We start from the raw sequence: 21,320 nt of genomic DNA, 5'->3' as shown, positions 1-21,320 counted from the left end.
TGCCCGGGGTGCTCACCGGGGACCAGCTGCGGCAGTCGGTCGGCTGGATCGCCGCGCAGCAGGGCGCCGACGGTGCGCTGCCGTGGTTCGACGGCGGTCAGCTCGACCCGTGGGACTCCGTCGAGGCCGCCATGGCACTCGACGTCGGCGCCGAGCACCAGCGGGCCGCCGCGGCCTACCGCTGGCTGGCCGGTCGCCAGCGGGCCGACGGCAGCTGGGCCGCCGAGTACCGCGACGGGGTGGAGACCGCCCCCGCCGTCGAGAGCAACCACGCCGGCTACCTCGCCGTCGGCCTCTGGCACTCCTGGCTGGTCGCCGGGGACGAGGAGCTCGTCGCCGAGCTGTGGCCGGTCGTCCGCCGGGGGCTGGATTTGGTCACCCGGATGCAGCTGCCGGGTGGGGCGATCAGCTGGGCGCTGCGGCCCGACGGGACACCTGACGACCTCGCGCTGGTCACCGGCAACGCCAGCCTCTTCCAGGCGCTGCGCTGCGGGCTGGCCCTGGCCGAGCTCACCGGGGAGGCCCAGCCGGACTGGGAACTCGCCGTCGTCGACCTCGGCACCGCACTGCGCGAGCACCCCGACCGGTTCGGCGACCGGTCGCGCTTCTCGATGGACTGGTACTACCCGGTGCTCGGCGGCGCGCTCTCCGGCGCCGCCGCCGACGACCGGCTCGCCGCCTCCTGGGACACCTTCGTCGTGCCGGGCCTGGGCATCCGGTGCGTCTCCGACCGGCCGTGGGTGACCGGCGCGGAGACCTGCGAGCTGGCCCTCGCGCTGACCGCGGCGGGACGACCGGACGAGGCGCTCGAGCAGCTCGCCGCGATGCAGCACCTGCGCCACGACGACGGCGCCTATTGGACCGGGTTCGTCTACCCCGACGACACCCGCTGGCCGATCGAGTGCACCACCTGGACGGCGGGCGCGGTGATCCTGGCGGCGGACGCGATCGCCGGGGCCACACCGGGGGCGGCCGTCTTCGCCTCGCCTGCCACGCTCCCCGACCCCACGGCCTCCCGGGCCAGGGCCGCCGAGATCCCGTGAGCCCGGCTCAGCGGGCGCAGTCGATGCAGGTGCGCGCGGTGGGCCGGGCAGCGAGCCGCTCGGGGGCGATGGGCCTGCCGCAGGTCTCGCAGCGCCCGTAGGTGCCGCCCTCCACGGCGGCGACCGCGGCGTCGACGTCGGCCAGCCGCCGGCGGGCCTGGTCCAGCAGCGCGGCGACCTGCTGCCGCTCGAAGGCGATCGTCGCGCCCTCGGGATCGTGCTCGTCGTCGGCGTTGGACGACTTCGAGGCGTCGACGACCTCGTCGAACATGCGGGTCAGCGCCGCGATCTGGGCCAGCGCGGCGGCCCGTTCCGCACTGAGCGGATCGGGCGGCCCCGTCCGGAGGCTCACCCCGAGCTCGCGAGGGGTGAGTGGGACGGGGTCCTTCTGCGACGCAGCAGCCGCAGCGACCCGACGCCGGGCAGTTCGGTGAACTCGCCCGACTCCAGCACCCGGGTGTAGACGCCGTAGGGCGCCTGACCGCCGTCGGCCGGGTCGGGGAAGACGTCGTGGATGGCCAGCGTGCCGCCGACCGCGAGCTTGGCGACCCAGGCGTCCTGGTCCCGGCGCGCGGACTCCTCCGTGTGGCTGCCGTCGAGGAAGAGCAGCGCGAGCGGCGAGGTCCAGAGCGGGGCCAGGATCTCCGAGCGGGTGACGACGGCGATCACGACGTCCTCCGCGCCGGCCTGGGCGACGGTCCGGCGGAACCTCGGCAGCGTGTCGATCCGGCCCACGGCGGGGTCGACCAGCGACGGGTCGTGGTACTCCCAGCCGGGCTGGTGCTCCTCGGAACCGCGGTGGTGGTCGACCGTCACGACGACCCGGCCGGTCTCGCGCGCCGCGGCCGCCAGGTACAGGGCGGACCGGCCCATCCAGCTGCCGACCTCGAGCAGCGGTCCGGGAACGCCGACGGTGCGGGCGGCCTCGTAGAGAGCGGTCCCCTCGTCGTCGGGCATGAAGCCCTCGGCGGCTCGGGCGGCGGCGAGGAGCGAAAGGACCCCGTCCTCCTCCCCCCTCGCAAGCTCGGGGCGAGCCTCGGGACGGAGCCGGTCGATCGTCATCGGGAGAACCTAGCGCGCAGGGCAGACACGCTCCGCTCGGTGGCCGCCCCGGCCTCGGTGTCGGCGGCCTTGGCGAAGAACGCCCCGGCCGCGGTCGTGACCGGCACCGCGAGCACGAGCGCGATGGCGCCGACCAGGGTGCGGATGACCTCCTCGGCCAGCGCGGAGCTGGTGAGCACGACCCAGCCGGGCTGGTCGTAGAGCTCGAACAGCAGCAGCAGCGGGAGCGCCGCACCGGCGTAGGCGAAGACGATCGTGTAGACGGTGGACGCGATGTGGTCCCGGCCGACGGCCATGCCGCGGGTGTAGAGCTCCTTCCACGTCATCGAGGTGTCGACCTCGTGCAGCTGCCAGATGGCCGAGGCCTGGGTGATGGTCACGTCGTTAAGCACGCCGAGCCCGGCGACCACGATGCCGGCGAGGACCAGCCCGGAGAAGCTCAACGTCGGGTCGAAGGTGTTCAGGGCCCCGGTCTCCTCGTCGGTCAGCCCGGTCAGCCGGGCCGTGACCACGGCGATCGATCCCATGAGCGCCACGAGCGCGAGCCCGAAGAGCGTGCCCACCAGGGCCGTGGTGGTGCGGGCGGAGAACCCGTGTGCCAGGTAGAGGACGACGAACATGATCGCCGCGGAGCCGACGAGGCTGACCAGCACCGGGGAGTCGTCGGAGAGCAGCCCGGGCAGCACGAACTGCAGCAGGACGAAGAAGGCGAAGGCCAGCCCCACCAGCGACGCCAGCCCCCGCCACCTGGCCACCAGGCCGACCACCAGCGCGAAGACGACGGCGAGCGTGATGATCGGGAGGTCTCGCTGGTAGTCGAAGAAGCCGTAGGTCGTCCCCTCCTCCCCGGCGGGATCGCGGGTGAGGACGAGGGTGTCCCCCTCCGCCACGCCGTTGGCCACGACCACGGCGTCCAGCTCCAGCTGGACGAAGTCACCGGCGCCGTCGCCGTCGAGGACCTCCACGACCGCCGTGGCGCACGTCTGCGACGGGCCCGAGGGGTCGACGCTGCAGTCGAACTCCTCGACCGACACCACCTGCCCGTCGGGATAGGTCGTGCCCGGTGGCAGGGCGACCGCGGCCGCCTGCTGGGCCCGGGTCGGCTCGCCGTCGGGCCACAGCACGAACAGCCCGATCACGGTGGCCAGCCCGACGGGGACCAGGAGCAGCAGCATCAGCCACACCGCGCGACGGCGACGGCCCAGTGCCTCCTCGGTGGGCGGCGGGGCGTCCGGGTCGGGACCGTGGTTGTGAGCGGAAGACGACACCGGGTCAGGCTAGGAGTCCGGCGACCCGAGGACCGCCGCGACACCGCTCAGGAGTGGTCGGCCGGTCCGGTTCGGGGTCCGCCGTCACCGGTCGCCTCGGCCGTGACCTCGCCGTCGGCCTGCACCACGGTGAACCGGTGCCACAGACCGGTGAGCTGCAGCGGGCGGGTCACCGTCGACGGCGGCTCGACCAGGATCATCTCGATCGCCCGCGGCACCGCCATCTTCTGCAACTGCACCAGCACGGCGAGGCCGGCCGAGTTCATGAACCCGACCTCGCGCAGGTGCAGCTCGATGCGCTGCAACCCGTGCTCGGCGAGCAGCAGGTCGGTGAGCGTCCGCACGAGGGGGCGGCGGGCGGCATCGGTCAGCTCGCCGCTGACGGTGAGCCGGGCAGTGTCTCCCTCGACGGCATGGGTGACGTCCGGCTCGGAGCCGGGTGCGTTCCCGGAGGGCTGGGACTGGGCGGCGGTCGTCTCCTCCACGCCGTCCTCCTGCCCCGGCGTGCACCGGTTCACGCACGCGGGGGCCGACGGGATCGGGTCCGGAGGCCCGGAACATTTTCTCTCCTGCCGCGTTTACCTGGCCGCGCCAACGAGGTAATCTCCAGTCGCCATTAGAGGTTCTACCTCGGGCAGCGAACACCGTTCCTTCATCCTCTGGAGGTTCCAGCCATGATGCTGACCGCTTACGACCCGTTCGCCGCCACGTCCGCCGCGTTCCGCGCGCTGGACCAGCTCGCCGGCCGCAGCGGGTCCACCACCGCTCGCGCCCTCTCGGGCATGCCGATGGACGCGTACAAGGTGGGCGACAACTTCGTCGCCCACTTCGACCTCCCCGGCGTCGACCCGGGCTCGATCGACCTGTCGGTCGAGGGCACCACGCTGACGATCAGCGCCGAGCGCTCCATCCCGCAGCTGGAGAACGCGGAGTGGGTGGCGGCCGAACGCCCCTACGGCAGCTACACCCGCCAGCTGGTGCTCGGCCGCAGTCTCGACACCGACCGGCTCGAGGCCAGCTACCACGACGGCGTGCTGACGGTGAGCATCCCGGTCGCCGAGAAGGCGCGGGCCCGCAAGATCACGGTGACCCGCGCGGACGCGCCGGCCGCCGTCGAGGCCCGCACGATCGAGGGCGAGCAGGCGGCGGTCGAGAGCTGACCGGCGCGCGCGCCACAGGGGCCGGGCCCGCACGGGCCCGGCCCCCTTTTCTTTCCCCCCTCCGACGACGGGAGCACGGCCATGGACACCGACCCCTCGGCCGATCCGTTGCGCCGGCTCGACGACCCCGACTACCCGGCGCTGACGATGAGCCAGGCCGCGGAACTGCTCGGCGTCCAGGCCGCCTTCCTGCGCAGCCTCGACGGCTCGGGCGTGCTTCAGCCGCACCGCTCGCAGGGCGGTCACCGCCGCTACTCCCGCCAGCAGCTCGTGCTCGCCGCCCGGGTGCGCGTGCTGCTCGACGACGGGCATCCGCTCGCCTCGGCCGAGGTCATCGTCGGCCTGCAGGACGAGCTCGCGTCGGCGCTGGCCAATGTGGCACGGCTCGAGGGTCGACGCGAGACACCCTAGGGGGGTATCGTTCCTCGACGTGGACACGAACGAGAACGGGTGCGCCGGCCACGACCACGCGCACGGCTACATCCACCGCAAGGACGACTACCTCAAGCGGCTCCGCCGCATCGAGGGTCAGGCTCGCGGTCTGCAGCGCATGGTCGAGGACGAGAAGTACTGCATCGACATCCTCACCCAGGTCTCGGCCATGACCAAGGCCCTCCAGGCGGTCTCCCTCGGTCTGCTCGAGGAGCACCTCAGCCACTGCGTCGTCGACGCGGCGCGGGCCGGTGGCCGCGAGGCCGAGGAGAAGGTGCGCGAGGCCACCGAGGCCATCGCCCGGCTCGTCCGTTCCTGACCACTCCCCCGTTCGCCCCCCCTCGAGAGGAACTCACGTGAGCAGCACCGCCAGCTACACCGTGACCGGCATGACCTGCGGCCACTGCGTCAACGCCGTCACCGAGGAGGTCTCCGGGGTTCCCGGGGTCACTGCTGTCGACGTCGACCTCGCCTCCGGCGGCCTGACGGTCACCAGCGAGCAGCCGGTCGACGACTCCGCCGTCCGCGCCGCCGTCGAAGAGGCCGGATACGAGGTGAGCGGCCGCTGATGCGGCCGGCGCCATGAACACCCCGACCCGCATCGCCGCGTTCGCGCTGGGCCTGGCCGCCACCTTCGCCGCCGCCGTCGGCGTGGGCGCGGCGGTCGGGCCCGTGGGCACCGCTCCCGAGACCTCCATGGCCGGCCACGCGGAGGGTGGCCACGACGCCGGTCACGACGAGGCAGGGGCCGAGGCGGCCGGCACCGGTCCCGGCGGTCTCCAGGTGAGCGACGGCGGCTACACGCTGGCCCTCGCAGCGGGCACGGCACCGGCCGGCCCGGCCACGCCGATCGCCTTCGAGGTCCTCGGACCCGACGGGCACGCGGTCACCGACTACGACCGCGACCACGACGTCGACCTGCACCTGATCGCGGTCCGCCGCGACCTCACCGGTTACCAGCACGTGCACCCCGAGCTCGGCGCCGACGGCGTCTGGAGGGCGCCGCTCGCCCTGGACCCTGGTACGTGGCGGCTGTTCGCCGACTTCACCCCGGCCGCCGACGGGACGAGCCGGACCCTCGGTGCGGATCTCGCCGTCGCCGGCGCCTACGAGCCGCGACCGCTGCCCGCCCCGTCGGCGGTCGCCGAGGTCGACGGCTACACCGTCGTCCTCGACGGCGAGCTCACGCCGGGTGCCGAGTCCGAGCTGACCCTGGCGGTCAGCCGCGACGGCGTCCCGGTCACCGATCTCCAGCCCTACCTGGGTGCCTACGGCCACCTCGTCGCGCTCCGCGAGGGCGACCTGGCGTACCTGCACGTGCACCCCGTGGAGCCCTCCGACGGACGACAGCCGGCGCCGGGCCCGCACATCCGATTCGCCACCACCGCCCCGACGGCGGGCACCTACCGACTGTTCCTCGACTTCCGCCACGGCGACGTCGTCCGCACAGCAGCGTTCACGGTGAGCGTCGAGGGGCACGAGGAGCACGGCTCATGACCACCGCCGGCACCACCACCGATGTCGAGCTGCTGATCGGGGGGATGACCTGCGCGTCCTGCGCCGCCCGCGTGGAGAAGAAGCTCAACAAGCTCGACGGTGTGACGGCCACGGTCAACTACGCCACCGAGAAGGCGCGGGTCAGCGTCGCCGGTGAGATCACCACCGACGAGCTGATCGCCGTCGTCGAGAAGACGGGCTACACCGCGTCGCTCCCCGAGCCGCCGAAGCCGGAGGACACTCCGGAGGCCGATCCCAGCGCGGCGCTCCGCACCCGGCTGCTGGTGTCGCTCGCGCTGAGCGTGCCGGTGATCGCGATGGCGATGGTCCCGGCGCTGCAGTTCCAGTACTGGCAGTGGCTCTCGCTGACCCTGGCCGCGCCGGTCGTCGTCTGGGGTGGGCTGCCGTTCCACCGCGCCGCCTGGACGAACCTGCGGCACGGCGCCGCGACCATGGACACCCTGGTCTCGCTCGGCACCCTCGCCGCGTTCGGCTGGTCGCTGTACGCGCTGTTCCTGGGCACCGCCGGCGAGCCCGGCATGACGCACCCCTTCGAGTTCACGGTCGCCCGCTCCGACGGCGCCGGGAACATCTACCTCGAGGCCGCAGCGGGCGTGACCACGTTCCTGCTGGCCGGCCGCTACGCGGAGGCCCGGTCCAAGCGCCGGTCCGGGGCGGCGCTGCGTGCACTGCTGGAGCTCGGCGCCAAGGAGGTCTCGGTGCTGCGCGGCGGCACGGAGCGGCGCGTCCCGGTGGACCAGCTGCTGGCCGGCGACCTCTTCGTCGTCCGGCCGGGTGAGAAGCTCGCGGCCGACGGCGAGGTCACCGAGGGCTCCTCCGCTGTCGACGCCTCGATGCTCACCGGCGAGTCGGTGCCCGTCGAGGTCGGACCGGGCGACGCGGTCACCGGCGGCACCGTCAACGCGGGTGGCCGGCTGGTGGTGCGCGCCACCCGCGTGGGCACCGAGACGCAGCTGGCCCAGATGGCCCGGCTGGTCGAGGACGCCCAGAACGGCAAGGCCGACGTGCAGCGGCTGGCCGACCGCGTCTCCGCCGTCTTCGTGCCGGTGGTGCTCGCGCTCGCCGTGGCCACCCTCGGCTTCTGGATCGGCGCCGGCGCGGGGCTGCCGGCCGCGTTCACCGCGGCGGTCGCCGTCCTGATCATCGCCTGCCCGTGCGCCCTCGGGCTGGCCACACCGACCGCGCTCATGGTCGGCACCGGCCGTGGCGCGCAGCTCGGCATCCTGATCAAGGGCCCCGAGGTGCTGGAGAGCACCCGCCGGGTCGACACCGTCGTCCTGGACAAGACGGGCACCGTCACCACCGGGCACATGACGCTGCTCGACGTGGTCCCGGCCGACGGAGAGGACGCCGGGAAGCTGCTGCGGCTGGCCGGCGCACTGGAGGCGGCGTCGGAGCACCCGATCGCCCGCGCGGTCGCGGCGGCAGCTGCCGAGCGCGGCCCGCTGCCCGGGGTCGAGGACTTCACCAACGTCGAAGGGCTCGGCGTGCAGGGCGTCGTCGACGGCGCGGCCGTGGTGGTCGGTCGTCCGCGACTGCTGGCCGACTGGTCACTCTCCCTGCCGGAGGCGCTCACCCGGGCCGCCGACGAGGCCGAACAGGCCGGCCGCACCGCGATCGCGGTCGGCTGGGACGGCGCCGCGCGCGGAGTGCTGGTCGTCGCCGACGCGGTCAAGGAGACGTCGGCGGCCGCCGTCCGACAGCTGCGCGACCTCGGGCTCACCCCGGTCCTGCTCACCGGCGACAACGCCCGCGCCGCACGCGCGGTCGCCGCCCAGGTCGGCATCGACGAGGTGATCGCCGAGGTGTTGCCGCAGGACAAGGTCGACGTCGTGCGGCGGCTGCAGGACGAGGGCCGCGTCGTGGCGATGGTCGGCGACGGCGTCAACGACGCCCCCGCGCTCGCCCAGGCCGACCTCGGGCTGGCGATGGGGACCGGCACCGACGTCGCCATCCAGGCCAGCGACCTGACGCTGGTGCGCGGCGACCTGCGCGCGGCGGCCGACGCGATCCGGCTGTCCCGCCGGACGCTCGCCGTCATCAAGGGCAACCTGTTCTGGGCCTTCGCCTACAACGTCGCGGCGATCCCGCTGGCCGTGGCCGGTCTGCTCAACCCGATGATCGCGGGCGCGGCCATGGCGTTCAGCTCGGTGTTCGTGGTGACCAACAGCCTGCGGCTGCGCGGCTTCGCGGCACTGACGGAGAACCGCGACGCGGCGACCAGCGCGCCCGCTTCCAGGTCGCAGGGACCGCACACCACGCCCGGCGGGCGCCTCCGATGAGCGCGGTGGCACTGGTCCTCTACGTGTGCGCACTGGTCGTGCTGTTCGGCGTCCGGTCGTGGGTGCAGCACCGTCGCACCGGGAGCACCGGGTTCCGGGGCATCTCCGGCACACCCGCCGACGCCGGCTGGTGGGGCGGCGTGCTGTTCGTCGTCGCCATCCTCCTCGGGGTGGCGGGGCCCCTGTCGGCCGTGGCGGGCGTCGCGCCCGTCGACCAGACACCGGTCATGGCCGCGGCCGGACTGATCCTCGCTCTGGCCGGGTTCATCGCGACGCTGGCGGGACAGGCGGGGATGGGAGCGTCCTGGCGCGTCGGTGTCGATCCCGGCGAACGCACCGAACTGGTCACCACCGGGGTGTTCGCCCACGTCCGCAACCCGATCTTCACCGCGATGGCGGTGGCCCAGCTCGGCATGGTTCTCCTGGTGCCGAACGGGCTCAGTGCTGCCGCCCTGGTCTCGCTGGTCATCGCCGTGCAGCTGCAGGTGCGCGCCGTGGAAGAGCCCTACCTGCTCCTCGCGCACGGACAGACCTATGCCGCCTATGCCGAACGCACCGGCCGCTTCCTGCCAGGAATCGGTCGCCGCGTCGGCGGCTCGCTGGAGCGATCGTGATCCCGGAAGGGACGGGGCATGCTCGACCCATGGACGACGACACCGCGCGGCGGGATCTCACCCGCGCCCTCGCCGGCGCCGGGCTGCTCGCCGGTGCGGCACTGCTCACCCGCCCGGGCGCGGTGACCACCGCCGTCGCGCCGACGTTCCCGCGGGAACGTCTGTGGATCGCCCGGGTGCTCGGCGCCCGACTGGTCGCCCAGCACGCTCTGGTGCTCGCCGCGCCGGAGACGGCGGTCGTCCGCGTGGCCGCCGCGGTCGACGGCCTGCACGCGGCCAGCATGCTGCCGGTGCTGGCCTTCCCCCGGTACCGCCGGTTCGCGCTGGTCACCGGCGCTCTGGCCGCGGCCTACGCCGTCCTCGGGCCTGCGATGGCGCCCTCAGAGCGCGGGTAGCAGCAGCAGCGCCGTCGGTAGGAGCAGCAGCAGGACCGCACCGGTGAGCGCGGCCCAGCGCGCCTTCCGGGGCAGCGGATCGGCCGGCTCGAGCAGCCGCACCACCCGGGCCCGCACGCCGGCGCCGGAGACGGCGAGCGCCCCTGAAGGCACTCCCCCGGTCCCGCCGGCCGCCGCGACGATCGCCTCGGCCAGCGTGCGCCGCGGCGTCGCCCCGGAGAGCGAGCCGAGCGCGACGTCGTCGGCCCGCATCTCGACGAGTTCCCGCACCGAACCGTAGGCGCGCTCCGCCGCGGGAAGCACCGGCAGCGCCGCCTTCCACGCCACGAACGGCAGCAGCAGCAGGTGGTGGTGCTCGGCCAGGTGCGCCCGCTCGTGCGCGACGACGGCCGCGAGCTGCCCCTCGTCGAGTTCGGCGACCATGCCGGAGGAGAGCACCAGCAGCGGACGCGCGCCCGGGATGCAGAAGGCCACCGGCGCCGGGTGGTCGAGCAGCCGCGCGTCGGGCTGCGGGCCGGGCCGGACGACGACCTCCAGCAGCTCCCGGTGCCGCTGCCGGGCCCGGGCGGTGCGCCACCACGACAGGGCCAGTACGCCGACCAGTTCGACCGCCAGCACCGCGGCGAGGGTCATCGTGACCCAGTGGTCACCGCGCACCGGGTCACCGGCCGGCTCGTCGCGCACCCACGACCACCACGCCTCCGGCAGCGAGTGCCCCCAGGGGGCGAGCCCGTGCACCAGCAGCGCGCCGATGATCGAGAGCCCGCCGGCCAGACCTACGGCCTGCCAGCAGACCAGCGCCACCAGCGGATCCCGCCCGGGCCAGTGCGCGCGGGCCAGCAGCGCCGGCACCGGCCACGCGAGCAGCGCGGCCAGGACGGCGAGGGCGACCGCGGTGGCGGGCAGCATGGGAGGCGGCGGTCGGTCAGCCGGTGGAGCCGCCGGCGAGCAGCTCGCGCAGCAGGCGGGCCTCCTCGTCGTTGACGCTGCCGACGAAGCGGGCCAGCACGGCATGCCGGTCGGCCGCCTGCCCGAGCACCTCGTGCATCAGCTCGGCGGCGTGGTCCGCCCGGCTGGCACGGGCGGAGAAGCCCCGGGGGCGGGAGTCGTCGTGCTGGACGAAGCCCTTGTGCTCCAGCCGGGTCAGCACCGTGTGCACGGTGGTCAGCGCGACGCCGCGGTCGGCGAGCTCATCACGCAGTCGGGTCGCCGCCACCGGGCCGTCGGCAGCCCACAACCGCTCCATGAGCGCGCGCTCCAGCTCCCCCAGCGATGCCATCGGGGCCTCCTGTTCTCCGGATCACACGACACTCTTCTACATGCTGTAGAACTTTGTCTTCTACGCGGCGTAGAAAGAACGTGACGATCGTACGACGGTCGCACCGACGACGAGAAGGAGCCCGGCCCGTGGACGTGCTGGACATCGCCCGGTGGCAGTTCGGGATCACCACCGTCTACCACTTCCTGATGGTGCCGCTGACCATCGGCCTGGGGCTCCTGGTCGCGATCATGCACACGATGTGGGTGCGCACCGACAAGCCCGAGTGGCTGCGGATGACCCGCTTCTGGGGCCGCGTCTTCCTCATCAACTTCGTCCTCGGCGTGGCCACCGGCCTGGTCCAGGAGTTCCAGTTCGGCCTGGCCTGGAGCGAGTACTCCCGCTTCGTGGGCGACGTGTTCGGCTCGTTGCTGGCGCTGGAGGCGCTGCTGGCCTTCTTCCTGGAGTCCACGTTCCTGGGGCTGTGGATCTTCGGCTGGGGCCGCATCCCGAAGAAGGTGCACCTGGCCGCACTCTGGGCGGCGGTCATCGGCTCCTGGGTCAGCGCGTACTTCATCATCGCGGCGAACTCCTGGATGCAGCACCCGGTCGGCGTCGTCACCGACGACGAGACCGGTCGCCCGCTGCAGGTCGACTTCCTCGCCGTCCTGACCAACAACACCGCGCTCGCCGCCTACGCCCACACCCTCGTCGGGGCGCTGATGGTCGCCGGCTCCCTGCTGGTCGGCATCGGCCTGTGGCACCTGCGCAAGCGGAAGCTCGCCGAGGCCTCGACCACCGACCCCGACCACCAGGTGTGGCGGAAGTCGGTGCGCCTCGGCGGCTGGGTCTCCCTGGTCGCGTTCGTCCTCGTCGCGGTCACCGGCGACATCCAGGCCAAGCTGATGTACCACCAGCAGCCGCTGAAGATGAGCTCGGCCGAGGCGCTCTGCGAGACCGAGGCGCCGGCGTCGTTCTCGATCTTCGCCTTCGGCAAGTTCGGGTCCAACGAGTGCGACGACGTGCACTCGATCACCGTTCCCTACCTGCTCTCCTATCTCGCCAACGGTGACTTCTCCAGCGCCGTCCCCGGGGTCAACGAGCTGCAGGAGCGCTACGAGGAGGTCTACGGCGCGACCTACCCCGACGACCCGTCGTTCGGGAACAAGGCGGGCGAGGCGATCGACTACACACCGCTGCTCGCCGTCACCTACTGGAACTTCCGGCTGATGATCGGCATGGGCGGCGTCGCCGCCGCGGTCGCGGCGTACGCGCTCTGGTCGACCCGCCGGGGGCGGGTGCCGACGTCGCGGATCGGCGTGTACGGCTCGCTGCTCGCCGTCGGCGCACCGTTCGTCGCCAACGCCTCGGGCTGGATCTTCACCGAGATGGGCCGTCAGCCCTTCGTCGTCCACCCGAACCCCGACGTCGCGGTCGAGGACCAGGTCTACTTCTTCACCGCCCAGGCGGTCTCCCCCGGCATCAGCGCCGCCGAGGTCTGGACGTCGCTGATCGGGCTGACCCTGGTCTACGGCGCGCTGGCCGTGGTCGAGCTCTGGCTGATCGTGCGCTTCGTCCGCCGCGGAGTGACCAGCGGCGACGGCCATGCCACCCCCGGCTTCAGCCCCGAACCGCCCGACGACGACACCGGCGACGGCGCCCCACGCCGCGACCGCGACGACGACGTCCTCCAGTTCGCCCACTGAGACCTGCTTCTCCCCACCCACCCCGCCGGAGCCGCCACCATGGATCTGCAGACCGTCTGGTTCGCCGCCGTCGCCCTCCTCTGGATCGGCTTCCTGCTGCTGGAGGGCTTCGACTTCGGCGTCGCCGCCCTGCTGCCCGTGCTCGGTCGGAAGCCCGCCGACCGGCATCTGATGCTGCGCAGCATCGGCCCGCTGTGGGACGGCAACGAGGTGTGGCTGATCACCGCCGTCGGCGCGGTGTTCGCCGCCTTCCCCGGCTGGTACGCCAGCTGGCTGCCCTCGCTGTACCTGCCGTTCGTGCTGGTGCTCTTCGGCCTGATCATCCGGGCCGTGGCCTTCGAGTGGCGGCACTCGCACCACACCGAGCAGTGGGACGCGACGTGGACGCGGGTGATCGTCGCCGGGTCGCTGATCGCCTCCCTGGGCATCGGCGCCGCGCTCGGGGCCACCACCCTGGGCCTGCCGATCGACGACGCCGGCAACCGGGTGGGCGGCGCCTTCTCCGGGCTCAGCTGGCCGGCCCTCCTCGGCGCTGTCGCGGTGCTCGGGTTCTCGCTGGTGCACGGCGCGCTGTTCCTGGCGCTCAAGGTCGACGGCGACGTCCGGACCCGCGCCCGGCAGTTCGCCGTCCGCTGGACGCCGGTCGCCGCGATCCCGCTGCTCGTCTGGGCGGGCCTCACGCACCTCCGGTACGGCACGACGGTCACGGCGGTGCTCTGGCTGGTCGCCGCGCTCTCGGTGATGGTTGCCTGGGCGCGGATCCGGGTGGGCCGCGAGGGCCAGGCGTTCGCCGCCTGGGGCGCGATGCTGGTCGCCGCGGCGGCCACCATCTTCGGCGCCGCGTATCCCGTCGTGGTGCCCTCCACCATCGACCCGGCCTTCGACCTGACCATCGCCGAAGCCTCCGTGAGCGACTACACGCTCACGGTCATGACCTGGGCCGCCGCGGTCGGGCTGCCGGTCGTGCTGGGATACCAGGCGTGGACGTACTGGGTGTTCCGCAAGCGGCTGACCGCCGAGCCGGTGCACGAGGAGCCGGCCGCACCAGCGCACGCGTGAGTACCTCGACGGCAGCCGGTCGCGGCCCGCTCGGCGCGCTCGCCGGTGTGCCGGGGCTGGTCGGTGCTCTGGTCCGCGCCGCGCTGGCCGCGCTGGCACAGACCGCCGGCCTGGTGCTCCTCGCCGCCGGGCTGGCACACGGGGTGGCCCGCGCGACCGGACTCGCCGAGGGCTCCCCGACGGTGCCGCTCGTCCTCGCGGCGTCCGGCGCGGCCCTCCGCTCGGCGGCCGGCGCCGCCGGCGAGACGGTGGCCGCACGCGACGCGCGCCGCGCGGAGGACCGGCTCCGGCGCGACCTGCTCGACCGGCTGGCCACCTCCCCCGCCGCCGTCGCCACTGCCGGTGGGCCAGGACCGGCCGCCGTCCTCGCCACCACCCGGCTGCACGACCTCGGCCCGGCCCTGGCCACCTACCTCCCGGCGCTGGCGCAGACGATCGTCGTGCCGCCCGCGCTGCTGCTGGTGCTCGCCGTCACCGACCTGCTCTCGGCGGTGCTCGTCGCGGTCACCCTGCCCCTGGTCCCGGTGTTCATGGTGCTGGTCGGCCGGCACACCGAGTCGGCGACGGCGGACTCCGCGCGGGCGCTGGACCGGATCGCCGCGCACGTCGCCGAGCTGGTCCGCGGGCTGCCCGTCCTGGTCGGGCTGGGCCGCGCCGCCGAGCAGACCGCCGCGCTCGCCGCCCTCGGTGAGACCCACCGCGTCCGGACGCTCGCCACCCTCCGCGTCGCCTTCCTCTCCTCACTGGTGCTCGAGCTGATCGCCACGATGTCGGTGGCCCTGGTCGCGGTCACCGTCGGAGTCCGGCTGGCCGAGGGGTACATGGCGCTCGCCGTCGGTCTCACCGCGCTGCTGCTCGCTCCGGAGGCCTTCGCTCCGCTCCGGGCGCTCGGCTCCGCGCACCACGCCTCCGAGGACGCGGCGCTGGCCGCCGCGGAGGCGCGGGCAGTGCTCGCCGCCCCCGAGTTGCCGGATGCGGGAGCGGTCGCCGCCGAGGATCCCCGCGGTGCCGACGTCGTCGTCTCCGGGCTGACCGTCGCCCACCCCGGCCGAGGCGTCGCAGCGCTCCCGCCCACCGACCTCGTCGTCCGGCCCGGCGAGCTGCTCGTGCTGCGCGGAGCCAGCGGCTCCGGGAAGTCCACGCTGCTCGCCGCCCTGGCGGGGCTGACCGACCCCGTCGCGCAGGTCGGGGGCACCGTCCGCGGCGTGGGCGAGGTCGCGGTCGTGCCGCAGTTCCCCCGCACCACCGGCGCCACGGTGGCCGACGAGCTGCGCCGGCACGCCGCCTCCGAGCCCGGTCTGGACGAGGTCACCGGCGAGGCGTTCGTGATCGAAGCCCTCGTGCGGGTCGGCGCCGACGACCTCGCGGGACGGGCGCCGGAGTCCCTGTCCCCTGGCGAGCTGCAGCGGGTGGCGCTGGCCCGGGCGCTGGTGCGCCTGCGCCGCGGCGCCTCGCTGCTGCTGCTCGACGAGCCCACGGCGCACCTCGACGGCACCGCCCGGGATCGGGTCGCCGCCGTCCTCGCCGGGCTGCGCGGCACGGTGTCCGTCGTGCTGGTCACGCACGACCCGGTGCTGGCGGCGCTGGCCGACCGCACCGTCGACCTCCCGCTCGTCCGGGCGCCGGCGGACGACCCGCACCCGGTGTCAGCGACCGTCGCCGCGGCTCCCGCACTCCCCGTGCCCGGAGCCTCCCCTGCGCCCGTCGCCGGCTCGATGCGCCGGGCCGTCCTCGCCGGCACGCTCTCCTCGGCGGCCGGCATCGCGCTGACCGCCGTCTCGGGATGGCTGATCGTGCGGGCGGCCGAGATGCCCCCGGTGCTCACGCTGCTCGTCGCGACCGCGGGCGTGCGGTTCTTCGGGATCGGCCGGGCGGTGCTGCGCTGGCTGGAGCGACTGGTCTCCCACGACGCCGCGTTCCGGCAGGCCGCCGCCCTGCGCGTGCGGGTGTGGAGCGCGCTGGCCAGACAGGGGCTGGCTGCCGACCGCACGCCCGGCTCGGCGCTGGCCCGAGTGGTCGGCGACGTGGGCGTGGTCCAGGACCTGACCGTGCGGGTGCGCCCGCCGATCTCGGTCGCGGCGGTCGTCACCGTGCTGACCGCCGGCGCCCTCGTGCTGGTGCACCCGGCCGCTGGCGCCGTCGTGGGCGGGGTGCTCGCGGCGACCGTCGCACTGGTGGTGCTCGCCCACCGCCGGGTGGACGCCGGCGCCGCCCGGACCGAGAGCACGCTGCGGATCACCGCGCTGCGCGACACCGCGACGGTGCTGGACGGGCTGCCGGATCTGCGCGCGCACGGTCTCGCCGCCCGCGCGGCCGCCGACCTGGCCGCCCTGGCCGATCGGCAGTCGGCCGCCGCGCGCACCGGCGTCCGGGCCGCCGCGCTGGGCACCGGCGCCGTCGTGCTGGGCACCGGGCTCGCCGCCGTGGCCGGCACCGCCGTGGCGGTCGCCGGCGGTCTGACCGGCCCGTCGCTGGCGGTCCTGGCGCTCGCGCCGCTGGCGTTGACCGAGCCCCTCGCCGGACTGGTCGGCGGGCTGCAACGCCGCGGCGCCCTGGCCGACGCGCAGGCCCGACTGGATGCCGTGATCGAGGCTCCGGTCGCCGCCGACCCGGTCTCCCCGCTGTCGGCTCCGGCCGCGATCTCGTCCCTGCGGACGGAGGGCCTCGTCGCGGGCTGGCCCGGCGGCCCCGACGTGCTGCGCGGTGTCGACGCCGCGCTCGCTGCCGGCGACGGCTGGCTGGTGTTGCGCGGCCCCTCGGGCACCGGGAAGTCGACGTTCCTCGCGGTGCTGATGGCGTCGCTGCGGCCGCGGTCGGGCAGCTACACCGTGGACGGGCTGCCCACCGATCAGCTCCGGGGCGAGGGCCTGCGCGCCCGGATGGCCTGGCTGCCGCAGGAGGCGCACGTCTTCGCCTCGACGATCCGCGCGAACCTCGCGCTGGCCGCGCCCCGCGGCGAGCTCGCCGGGGCCGACGGCGAGGCGCGCATGCACGCGGCCCTGACCGCCACCGGCCTGGCCGGGCTGCTGGGCACGCTCCCCGCCGGCCTCGACACCCAGGTCGGCGCGGGCGGCACCGCGCTCTCCGGCGGAGAGCGCCGCCGGCTGGCCGCGGCGCGGGCACTGCTCGCCGACCGCGACGTCGTGCTGCTCGACGAGCCGACGGCGCACCTCGACGCCCCCACGGCCGACGCGCTGGTGCGCGATCTCCGGACGGCGCTGGCCGGGCGGCTGGTCGTCTGCGTGACCCACGACGACGACGTGGAGCGCTCCGGCGACACCGTCGTCCGCCTCGGAAAGGTGGCTGCCCGGATCGGCTGAGCCGCCTCTAGGCGGCCGCCACGTCCACCGGGATCTCCGGGCCGAGCCGGGCGCCCTGCAGCAGCTCGAGGTGGTCCTCCGACCAGAAGCTGCCGGGGTCGTACCAGTTCTGCGGGCGGTCGGCGGGCAGCAGTCCCATCGCGGTGTAGGTGGCCGCGACCAGCTCGGCGCAGTAGATCGCCTCGGTGCTGGTCCCGCGCCGCAACCGGCCGTTGACCCAGCCGCGCGCCAGCTTCGAGGTGGTCGGGAACGGCCGGCCGTCCATCCGGGCGATGGTGCGCAGGACGGCGTCCTCCATCTCCGGGGTCACACCGCCGTCGTCGGACGGGCCGATCAGCTGCCGCAGCCAGGCCCGCTGCCCGTACTTCTGCCGCCAGGTGACGACGGCGTCGCGCAGGTCGTGCAGCTGCACGCCGCGCTGGTGCTGACCGGTCCAGACGTCGGGCAGCGAGCGGCCGAGCTCGGCGTGCCAGAGCAGCGGCGGCAGGTCCTCCAGGACGACGGCCATCCCGACGTGGTTCACCGGCGCGTTGGTCAGCGTCTGGATGGCCCGGTCGGCGACGGAGGCGCCGCGGAAGACCCAGACGTCGCCGGTGCGGGTGAGGTCGACCGAGTCGTCCAACGAGAGCTCGGGCACGAGCGGCTACGTTACGGACCGTGCGCCTCTGGAAGCTGTTCGGACTTGCCGGTCTCGCGGGTGTCGCAGCCGGAGGGGCGGTCCTCGCCCGGAACGAACGGCAGCGCCGCGCCTACACACCCGACGACGTCCGCAGCCGGCTGCACGAGCGGCACGCGGCGCTGGCCGCCACCCCGGAGCCGGCTCCTCCCGCCGAGCTCACCGCCGGCCGCCACCACCGTCTGGCCCGCCTGCTCCGCCGTCGCTGACCCGTCCGGTCGTGCACGATCGGCATGGGCTCGACGACGAGGGGTAGGGACCGGGGACCATCCCCGGCCGAGGAGACCTCATGGCTCGCAACACCCTGTCCCGCTCGTTGCACGACCTCGGCCTGTCCGCCTGGTTCGGCGGCACGCTGGCCAACGCAGTCGCACTGAACGCCGCCGCGGGCGAAGCCGGATCGGACTCGGCCACCGGCCGGGTCGCCAACGCCGGCTGGGACCGCTGGACGCCGGTCAACGCCGCCGCCATCGGTGCGCACCTGATCGGCAGCGTCGGCCAGCTGCGCGCCAACAAGCAGCGGGTCGCCGCGCAGCAGGGCGTCGGCAGCATGTCGGCCCTCAAGACGCTGGTCACCGCGGCCGCCCTGGGCGCGACCGCCTACAGCCGGGTCCTGGGCGCGCGCGTCTCGGCCGCCGGCGGTGTGCCGTCGAAGTCGGGCACGAAGCCGAGCAAGCGGACCAAGGTCGCGCAGGCCGACGTCGCCGCCGCCCAGCAGCAGCTGGACACCCTGCAGTGGGTCATCCCCGCGCTCACCGGCACGCTGGTCGCGATCAGCTCCTACGCCGGCGAGCAGCAGCGCCCCAGCGAGGTGGCCGCCGGGATCAACGCCCGCTGACCCCTTCGTCCCCCGGCCGGCGCCCCGCGCCGGCCGGGGTCGACGCCCCGCGCACCGCGGGTAGCACCGCCTCGCTCTTCTGCACGTTGCCGGACCACACCGCCTCCGGATGGGTGTCGACGCCGGAGACGACGTCCTCCGCCGTGCGCAGCTTGGCCACCTTGTGGGTCAGGACCCCGAAGCCCACCTTGGCCACGACGTCGGCCACCGAGTAGCCGACCTGCATCCCGGTGAACCAGGCCGGGGTGACGTCGACGAACACCGGCACGGCGTAGACCAGGGGGTACACCCCGAAGCTGCTGAGCAGCACGATCGTCGCGTTGCGCAGGCTGGCCGCGGCCTCCGCGCCCATGGTGGGCAGCGAGGCGCGGACCGCGCCGATGAGCGCGACGTACAGGTAGACGAAGAACGCGGTGCTGATCAGCCCCCACACCACCAGCGCGGTGGTGTCGCGGCCCTCCGACAGCACCTGTGACCCCATGTAGCCGGTCACGATCATCAGGAACGCCGCGGCCATCGTGGTGAAGCGCAGCCTCCGGGCGGCGGCGCCGGCCACCGAGCAGACGGCGAGCAGCTCGACGGTCAGCAGCGGAACGGTGACCGACCAGTCGATGTACCGGGTGCCGAGAGTGTTCCGCGCCTCCTCGTTCGGGACGTAGACCTCGCCCTCGAGCCGGAAGCCGGAGTCCCAGTCCTGGTAGAGCAGGACGTAGGCCAGCATCGCGACACCCGACAGGCAGAGCCCGGCGAGCACCGAGGGCCGGTACCGCGGCGACACCTCGTCCAAGCTGTTCCACGAGTACACGAAGTAGGCGAACAGTGCGAAGAAGGCGCCGAGCAGCGCCAGCTGCACCACGTCGTAGAGACCGAGCGGCATGGTCTGCAGCTCGGGCATGGGCGTGTCCATGGAGGCTCCGCGGAAGGAAGGGACGACGAGGCTCGCCGCCCCTACCCCTGGCGCCCGGCCGCAACCGGCGACGCCGTCCGGTCGGGGGTCGCGGGCGGCGCCGATGGCCGCCCTGACCTGGACGGCGGGATCAGCCCTGGTCGGTGCGCTGCCGCAGCCAGGCGGCCCGCCGGGTGAGGTGGTCGCGCTCGGCCAGGTTCGAGGCCGCCCGCGCCGCCGCCGCGTACAGGTCGGCCGCCTCCGCGAGCTGCCCGGCCAGCTCGTGCAGGTACGCCGAGGCGGCGGTGTGCCGCGGGATGGCCGGGTCGACCTCTGCCAGCGCGGCGAGCCCCGCAAGAGCGCCGTCCGCCGCGCCGACGGCGACCGCCCGGTTGAGCCGGGCCACGTCGGAGCCGGTGAGCGCGACGAGCTCGTCGTACCACTCCACGATCTGCACCCAGTCGGTCTCTTCGAACCGTCGCGCGTCGGCGTGCAGCGCGGCGATCGCCGCCTGGGCCTGGTATTCGCCGAGCCGGTCGCGGGCGAGGGCGGACTGCAGGATCCCGACGCCCTCGGCGACCAGCGCGGGATCCCACCGGCTCCGGTCCTGCTCGGCGAGCGGGACCAGCCGGCCCGCTGCGTCGGTGCGCGCGGCCCGGCGCGCGTGGTGCAGGAGCATGAGCGCGAGCAGCCCGGCGACCTCGGGGTCGTCGGCCCCTCCCACCAGCTGGCGGGTCACCCGGATCGCCTCGGTGGCGAGGTCGACCTCTCCGGAGTGCCCCTCGTTGTAGATCAGGTAGAGCACCCGCAGCACCGTGGGCAGGTCGCCCGGCTGGTCGAGCGGCACCTGGGCGATGCGCCGCTTGGCCCGGCTGATGCGCTGAGCCATCGTGGCCTCCGGCACGAGGTAGGCCTCGGCGATCTGCCGCGTGGTGAGGCCGCCGACGGCGCGCAGCGTGAGCGCCACCGCCGACGCGGGCGTCAACGAGGGGTGCGCGCACAGGAAGTACAGGCGCAGGGTGTCGTCGACGGTCGGCACCGGCCCGGGCGGCGGCTCCAGGTCGAGGGCGACCTCGCGGCCCTGGCGGGCGGACTCGGACCGCCGGAGGTCCAGGTGCTTGCGCCAGGACACGGTCACCAGCCAGCCCTTGGCGTCCCGCGGCGGATCCTCCGGCCAGGTCCGGATCGCGGTGACCAGCGCCTCCTGGACGGCGTCCTCGGCCGACGCGAAATCAGCTCCGCGCCGGACGAGGACGCCGATCACCTCGGGGATCAGCTGCCGCAGCCGCGGCTCGTCCACCCGATCAGTCGCCGGACGTGGGAGGGGCGTCGAAGAAGGGCCGGACCTCCAGCCACTCGTGGATCGGCTTCCCACCGGCCCCGGGGGCCGCGGACAGTTCGCCGGCCAGCTCGACGGCCCGGTCCCAGGAGTCGACGTCGATGATCATCCAGCCGGCGATCAGGTCCTTGGTCTCGGGGAACGGCCCGTCGGTGACCGGCGGCCGCCCCTCGCCGTCGTACCGGACCCACGCGCCCTCGGGCCGCAGTGCCTGCCCGTCGACGAACTCGCCGGTCTCCCCGAGCTTCGTCGCGAAGTCGTCCATGTAGGCCATGTGGGCGTCGATCTCCTCCGGCGTCCACCGGTCCATGGCGACGTCGTTCACCGCCGCCGGTGCGCCGCGGTAGTGCTTGAGCAGCAGGTACTTGGCCATGGGATCTCCTTCGTGCGGTGCGGCCCATCCTGGCCGCCTCGTACCGGGGACGGAACCGTCGGCCCGTTCTCGACATCCCCGCCGAACCTTT

24 protein-coding genes are annotated in these 21,320 nt (G+C 74.3%); 14 read left to right on the top strand and 10 right to left on the bottom strand.

Annotated features, from left to right (window positions below):
• The first annotated feature begins 8 nt into the window (after positions 1–8).
• The gene (locus tag LBW97_RS18015) at positions 9–1,043 is read left to right on the top strand and encodes a prenyltransferase (protein ID WP_224500740.1); all 1,035 of its coding nucleotides are present in this window, start codon (positions 9–11) and stop codon (positions 1,041–1,043) included.
• 7 nt (positions 1,044–1,050) lie between these two features.
• Here the strand turns inward: LBW97_RS18015 and LBW97_RS18010 are convergent, their stop codons facing one another.
• The 4 genes from LBW97_RS18010 to LBW97_RS17995 are packed head-to-tail and all read right to left on the bottom strand — an operon-like array spanning position 1,051 to position 3,858.
• Positions 1,051–1,395, bottom strand: coding sequence for a TraR/DksA C4-type zinc finger protein (locus LBW97_RS18010; protein WP_224500739.1), 345 nt, complete (start codon positions 1,393–1,395; stop codon positions 1,051–1,053).
• Entirely contained in the window at positions 1,392–2,105 is a 714-nt protein-coding gene (locus tag LBW97_RS18005; RefSeq protein WP_224500738.1) for a class I SAM-dependent methyltransferase, read from the bottom strand. Before LBW97_RS18005 ends, LBW97_RS18010 begins: the two co-directional genes overlap by 4 nt.
• Positions 2,102–3,373, bottom strand: a complete 1,272-nt coding sequence (locus tag LBW97_RS18000) for a YibE/F family protein (protein WP_224500737.1) — start codon at positions 3,371–3,373, stop codon at positions 2,102–2,104. Before LBW97_RS18000 ends, LBW97_RS18005 begins: the two co-directional genes overlap by 4 nt.
• A 47-nt stretch (positions 3,374–3,420) precedes the next feature.
• Positions 3,421–3,858 (bottom strand): STAS domain-containing protein, encoded by a 438-nt coding sequence (locus LBW97_RS17995; RefSeq protein WP_224500736.1) that lies wholly within the window; start codon positions 3,856–3,858, stop codon positions 3,421–3,423.
• Positions 3,859–4,047: 189 nt separating this feature from the next.
• Here LBW97_RS17995 and LBW97_RS17990 point away from each other — a divergent pair, with 189 nt between their 5' ends.
• The 8 genes from LBW97_RS17990 (at position 4,048) to LBW97_RS17955 (ending at position 9,774) form a co-directional block, all read left to right on the top strand.
• Positions 4,048–4,533, top strand: coding sequence for an Hsp20/alpha crystallin family protein (locus LBW97_RS17990; RefSeq protein ID WP_224500735.1), 486 nt, complete (start codon positions 4,048–4,050; stop codon positions 4,531–4,533).
• An 81-nt stretch (positions 4,534–4,614) separates the two neighbouring features.
• Positions 4,615–4,944, top strand: a complete 330-nt coding sequence (locus LBW97_RS17985; RefSeq protein ID WP_224500734.1) for a helix-turn-helix domain-containing protein — start codon at positions 4,615–4,617, stop codon at positions 4,942–4,944.
• Positions 4,945–5,014: 70 nt separating this feature from the next.
• Positions 5,015–5,284, top strand: coding sequence for a metal-sensitive transcriptional regulator (locus LBW97_RS17980; RefSeq protein ID WP_208092307.1), 270 nt, complete (start codon positions 5,015–5,017; stop codon positions 5,282–5,284).
• 37 nt (positions 5,285–5,321) lie between these two features.
• Positions 5,322–5,534: a heavy-metal-associated domain-containing protein gene (locus LBW97_RS17975; protein WP_308010506.1), complete on the top strand. Its 213-nt coding sequence runs from the start codon at positions 5,322–5,324 to the stop codon at positions 5,532–5,534.
• 13 nt (positions 5,535–5,547) lie between these two features.
• Entirely contained in the window at positions 5,548–6,462 is a 915-nt protein-coding gene (locus tag LBW97_RS17970; protein WP_224500732.1) for a hypothetical protein, read from the top strand.
• Positions 6,459–8,765 carry a cation-translocating P-type ATPase gene (locus LBW97_RS17965; protein WP_224500731.1) on the top strand — a complete coding sequence of 769 codons (2,307 nt, stop codon included), beginning with the start codon at positions 6,459–6,461 and terminating at the stop codon, positions 8,763–8,765. The genes LBW97_RS17970 and LBW97_RS17965 overlap by 4 nt, the downstream gene beginning before the upstream one ends.
• Positions 8,762–9,379: an isoprenylcysteine carboxylmethyltransferase family protein gene (locus LBW97_RS17960; protein ID WP_224500730.1), complete on the top strand. Its 618-nt coding sequence runs from the start codon at positions 8,762–8,764 to the stop codon at positions 9,377–9,379. The genes LBW97_RS17965 and LBW97_RS17960 overlap by 4 nt, the downstream gene beginning before the upstream one ends.
• Positions 9,380–9,408: 29 nt before the next feature.
• Positions 9,409–9,774, top strand: a complete 366-nt coding sequence (locus LBW97_RS17955; RefSeq protein ID WP_224500729.1) for a hypothetical protein — start codon at positions 9,409–9,411, stop codon at positions 9,772–9,774.
• Here LBW97_RS17955 and LBW97_RS17950 read toward each other — a convergent pair.
• Complete coding sequence (locus LBW97_RS17950) at positions 9,760–10,683, bottom strand: M56 family metallopeptidase (RefSeq protein WP_224500728.1); 924 nt, start codon at positions 10,681–10,683, stop codon at positions 9,760–9,762. The genes LBW97_RS17955 and LBW97_RS17950 overlap by 15 nt on opposite strands.
• A 16-nt stretch (positions 10,684–10,699) precedes the next feature.
• Positions 10,700–11,053, bottom strand: a complete 354-nt coding sequence (locus LBW97_RS17945; RefSeq protein WP_224500727.1) for a BlaI/MecI/CopY family transcriptional regulator — start codon at positions 11,051–11,053, stop codon at positions 10,700–10,702.
• Positions 11,054–11,181: 128 nt separating this feature from the next.
• Here LBW97_RS17945 and LBW97_RS17940 point away from each other — a divergent pair, with 128 nt between their 5' ends.
• The 3 genes from LBW97_RS17940 to cydC are packed head-to-tail and all read left to right on the top strand — an operon-like array spanning position 11,182 to position 17,117.
• Positions 11,182–12,738, top strand: a complete 1,557-nt coding sequence (locus LBW97_RS17940; RefSeq protein WP_224500726.1) for a cytochrome ubiquinol oxidase subunit I — start codon at positions 11,182–11,184, stop codon at positions 12,736–12,738.
• A 39-nt stretch (positions 12,739–12,777) separates the two neighbouring features.
• Positions 12,778–13,797, top strand: a complete 1,020-nt coding sequence (gene cydB / locus LBW97_RS17935; RefSeq protein WP_224500725.1) for a cytochrome d ubiquinol oxidase subunit II — start codon at positions 12,778–12,780, stop codon at positions 13,795–13,797.
• Complete coding sequence (gene cydC, locus LBW97_RS17930) at positions 13,794–17,117, top strand: thiol reductant ABC exporter subunit CydC (protein WP_224500724.1); 3,324 nt, start codon at positions 13,794–13,796, stop codon at positions 17,115–17,117. Before cydB ends, cydC begins: the two co-directional genes overlap by 4 nt.
• Positions 17,118–17,124: 7 nt before the next feature.
• Here cydC and LBW97_RS17925 read toward each other — a convergent pair whose 3' ends face one another.
• Positions 17,125–17,754, bottom strand: a complete 630-nt coding sequence (locus LBW97_RS17925; RefSeq protein WP_224500723.1) for a hypothetical protein — start codon at positions 17,752–17,754, stop codon at positions 17,125–17,127.
• A 20-nt stretch (positions 17,755–17,774) separates the two neighbouring features.
• Between LBW97_RS17925 and LBW97_RS17920 the strand changes: the two genes are divergently transcribed.
• Positions 17,775–18,002, top strand: coding sequence for a hypothetical protein (locus LBW97_RS17920; RefSeq protein WP_224500722.1), 228 nt, complete (start codon positions 17,775–17,777; stop codon positions 18,000–18,002).
• An 80-nt stretch (positions 18,003–18,082) separates the two neighbouring features.
• Complete coding sequence (locus LBW97_RS17915) at positions 18,083–18,631, top strand: hypothetical protein (RefSeq protein WP_224500721.1); 549 nt, start codon at positions 18,083–18,085, stop codon at positions 18,629–18,631.
• On the opposite strand, the gene LBW97_RS17910 is transcribed toward LBW97_RS17915, so the two are convergent.
• From LBW97_RS17910 to LBW97_RS17900, 3 genes are all read right to left on the bottom strand, one after another.
• Positions 18,618–19,538 (bottom strand): bacteriorhodopsin, encoded by a 921-nt coding sequence (locus LBW97_RS17910; protein ID WP_224500720.1) that lies wholly within the window; start codon positions 19,536–19,538, stop codon positions 18,618–18,620. The genes LBW97_RS17915 and LBW97_RS17910 overlap by 14 nt on opposite strands.
• Positions 19,539–19,668: 130 nt before the next feature.
• Entirely contained in the window at positions 19,669–20,817 is a 1,149-nt protein-coding gene (locus tag LBW97_RS17905; RefSeq protein ID WP_224500719.1) for an RNA polymerase sigma factor, read from the bottom strand.
• 4 nt (positions 20,818–20,821) lie between these two features.
• Positions 20,822–21,229, bottom strand: a complete 408-nt coding sequence (locus LBW97_RS17900; RefSeq protein WP_224500718.1) for a YciI family protein — start codon at positions 21,227–21,229, stop codon at positions 20,822–20,824.
• Positions 21,230–21,320 lie beyond the last annotated feature (91 nt).

The organism is Blastococcus sp. LR1 (assembly GCF_020166105.1).
GTDB lineage: Bacteria > Actinomycetota > Actinomycetes > Mycobacteriales > Geodermatophilaceae > Blastococcus.
This window is presented reverse-complemented; position numbering and strand designations above follow the sequence as displayed.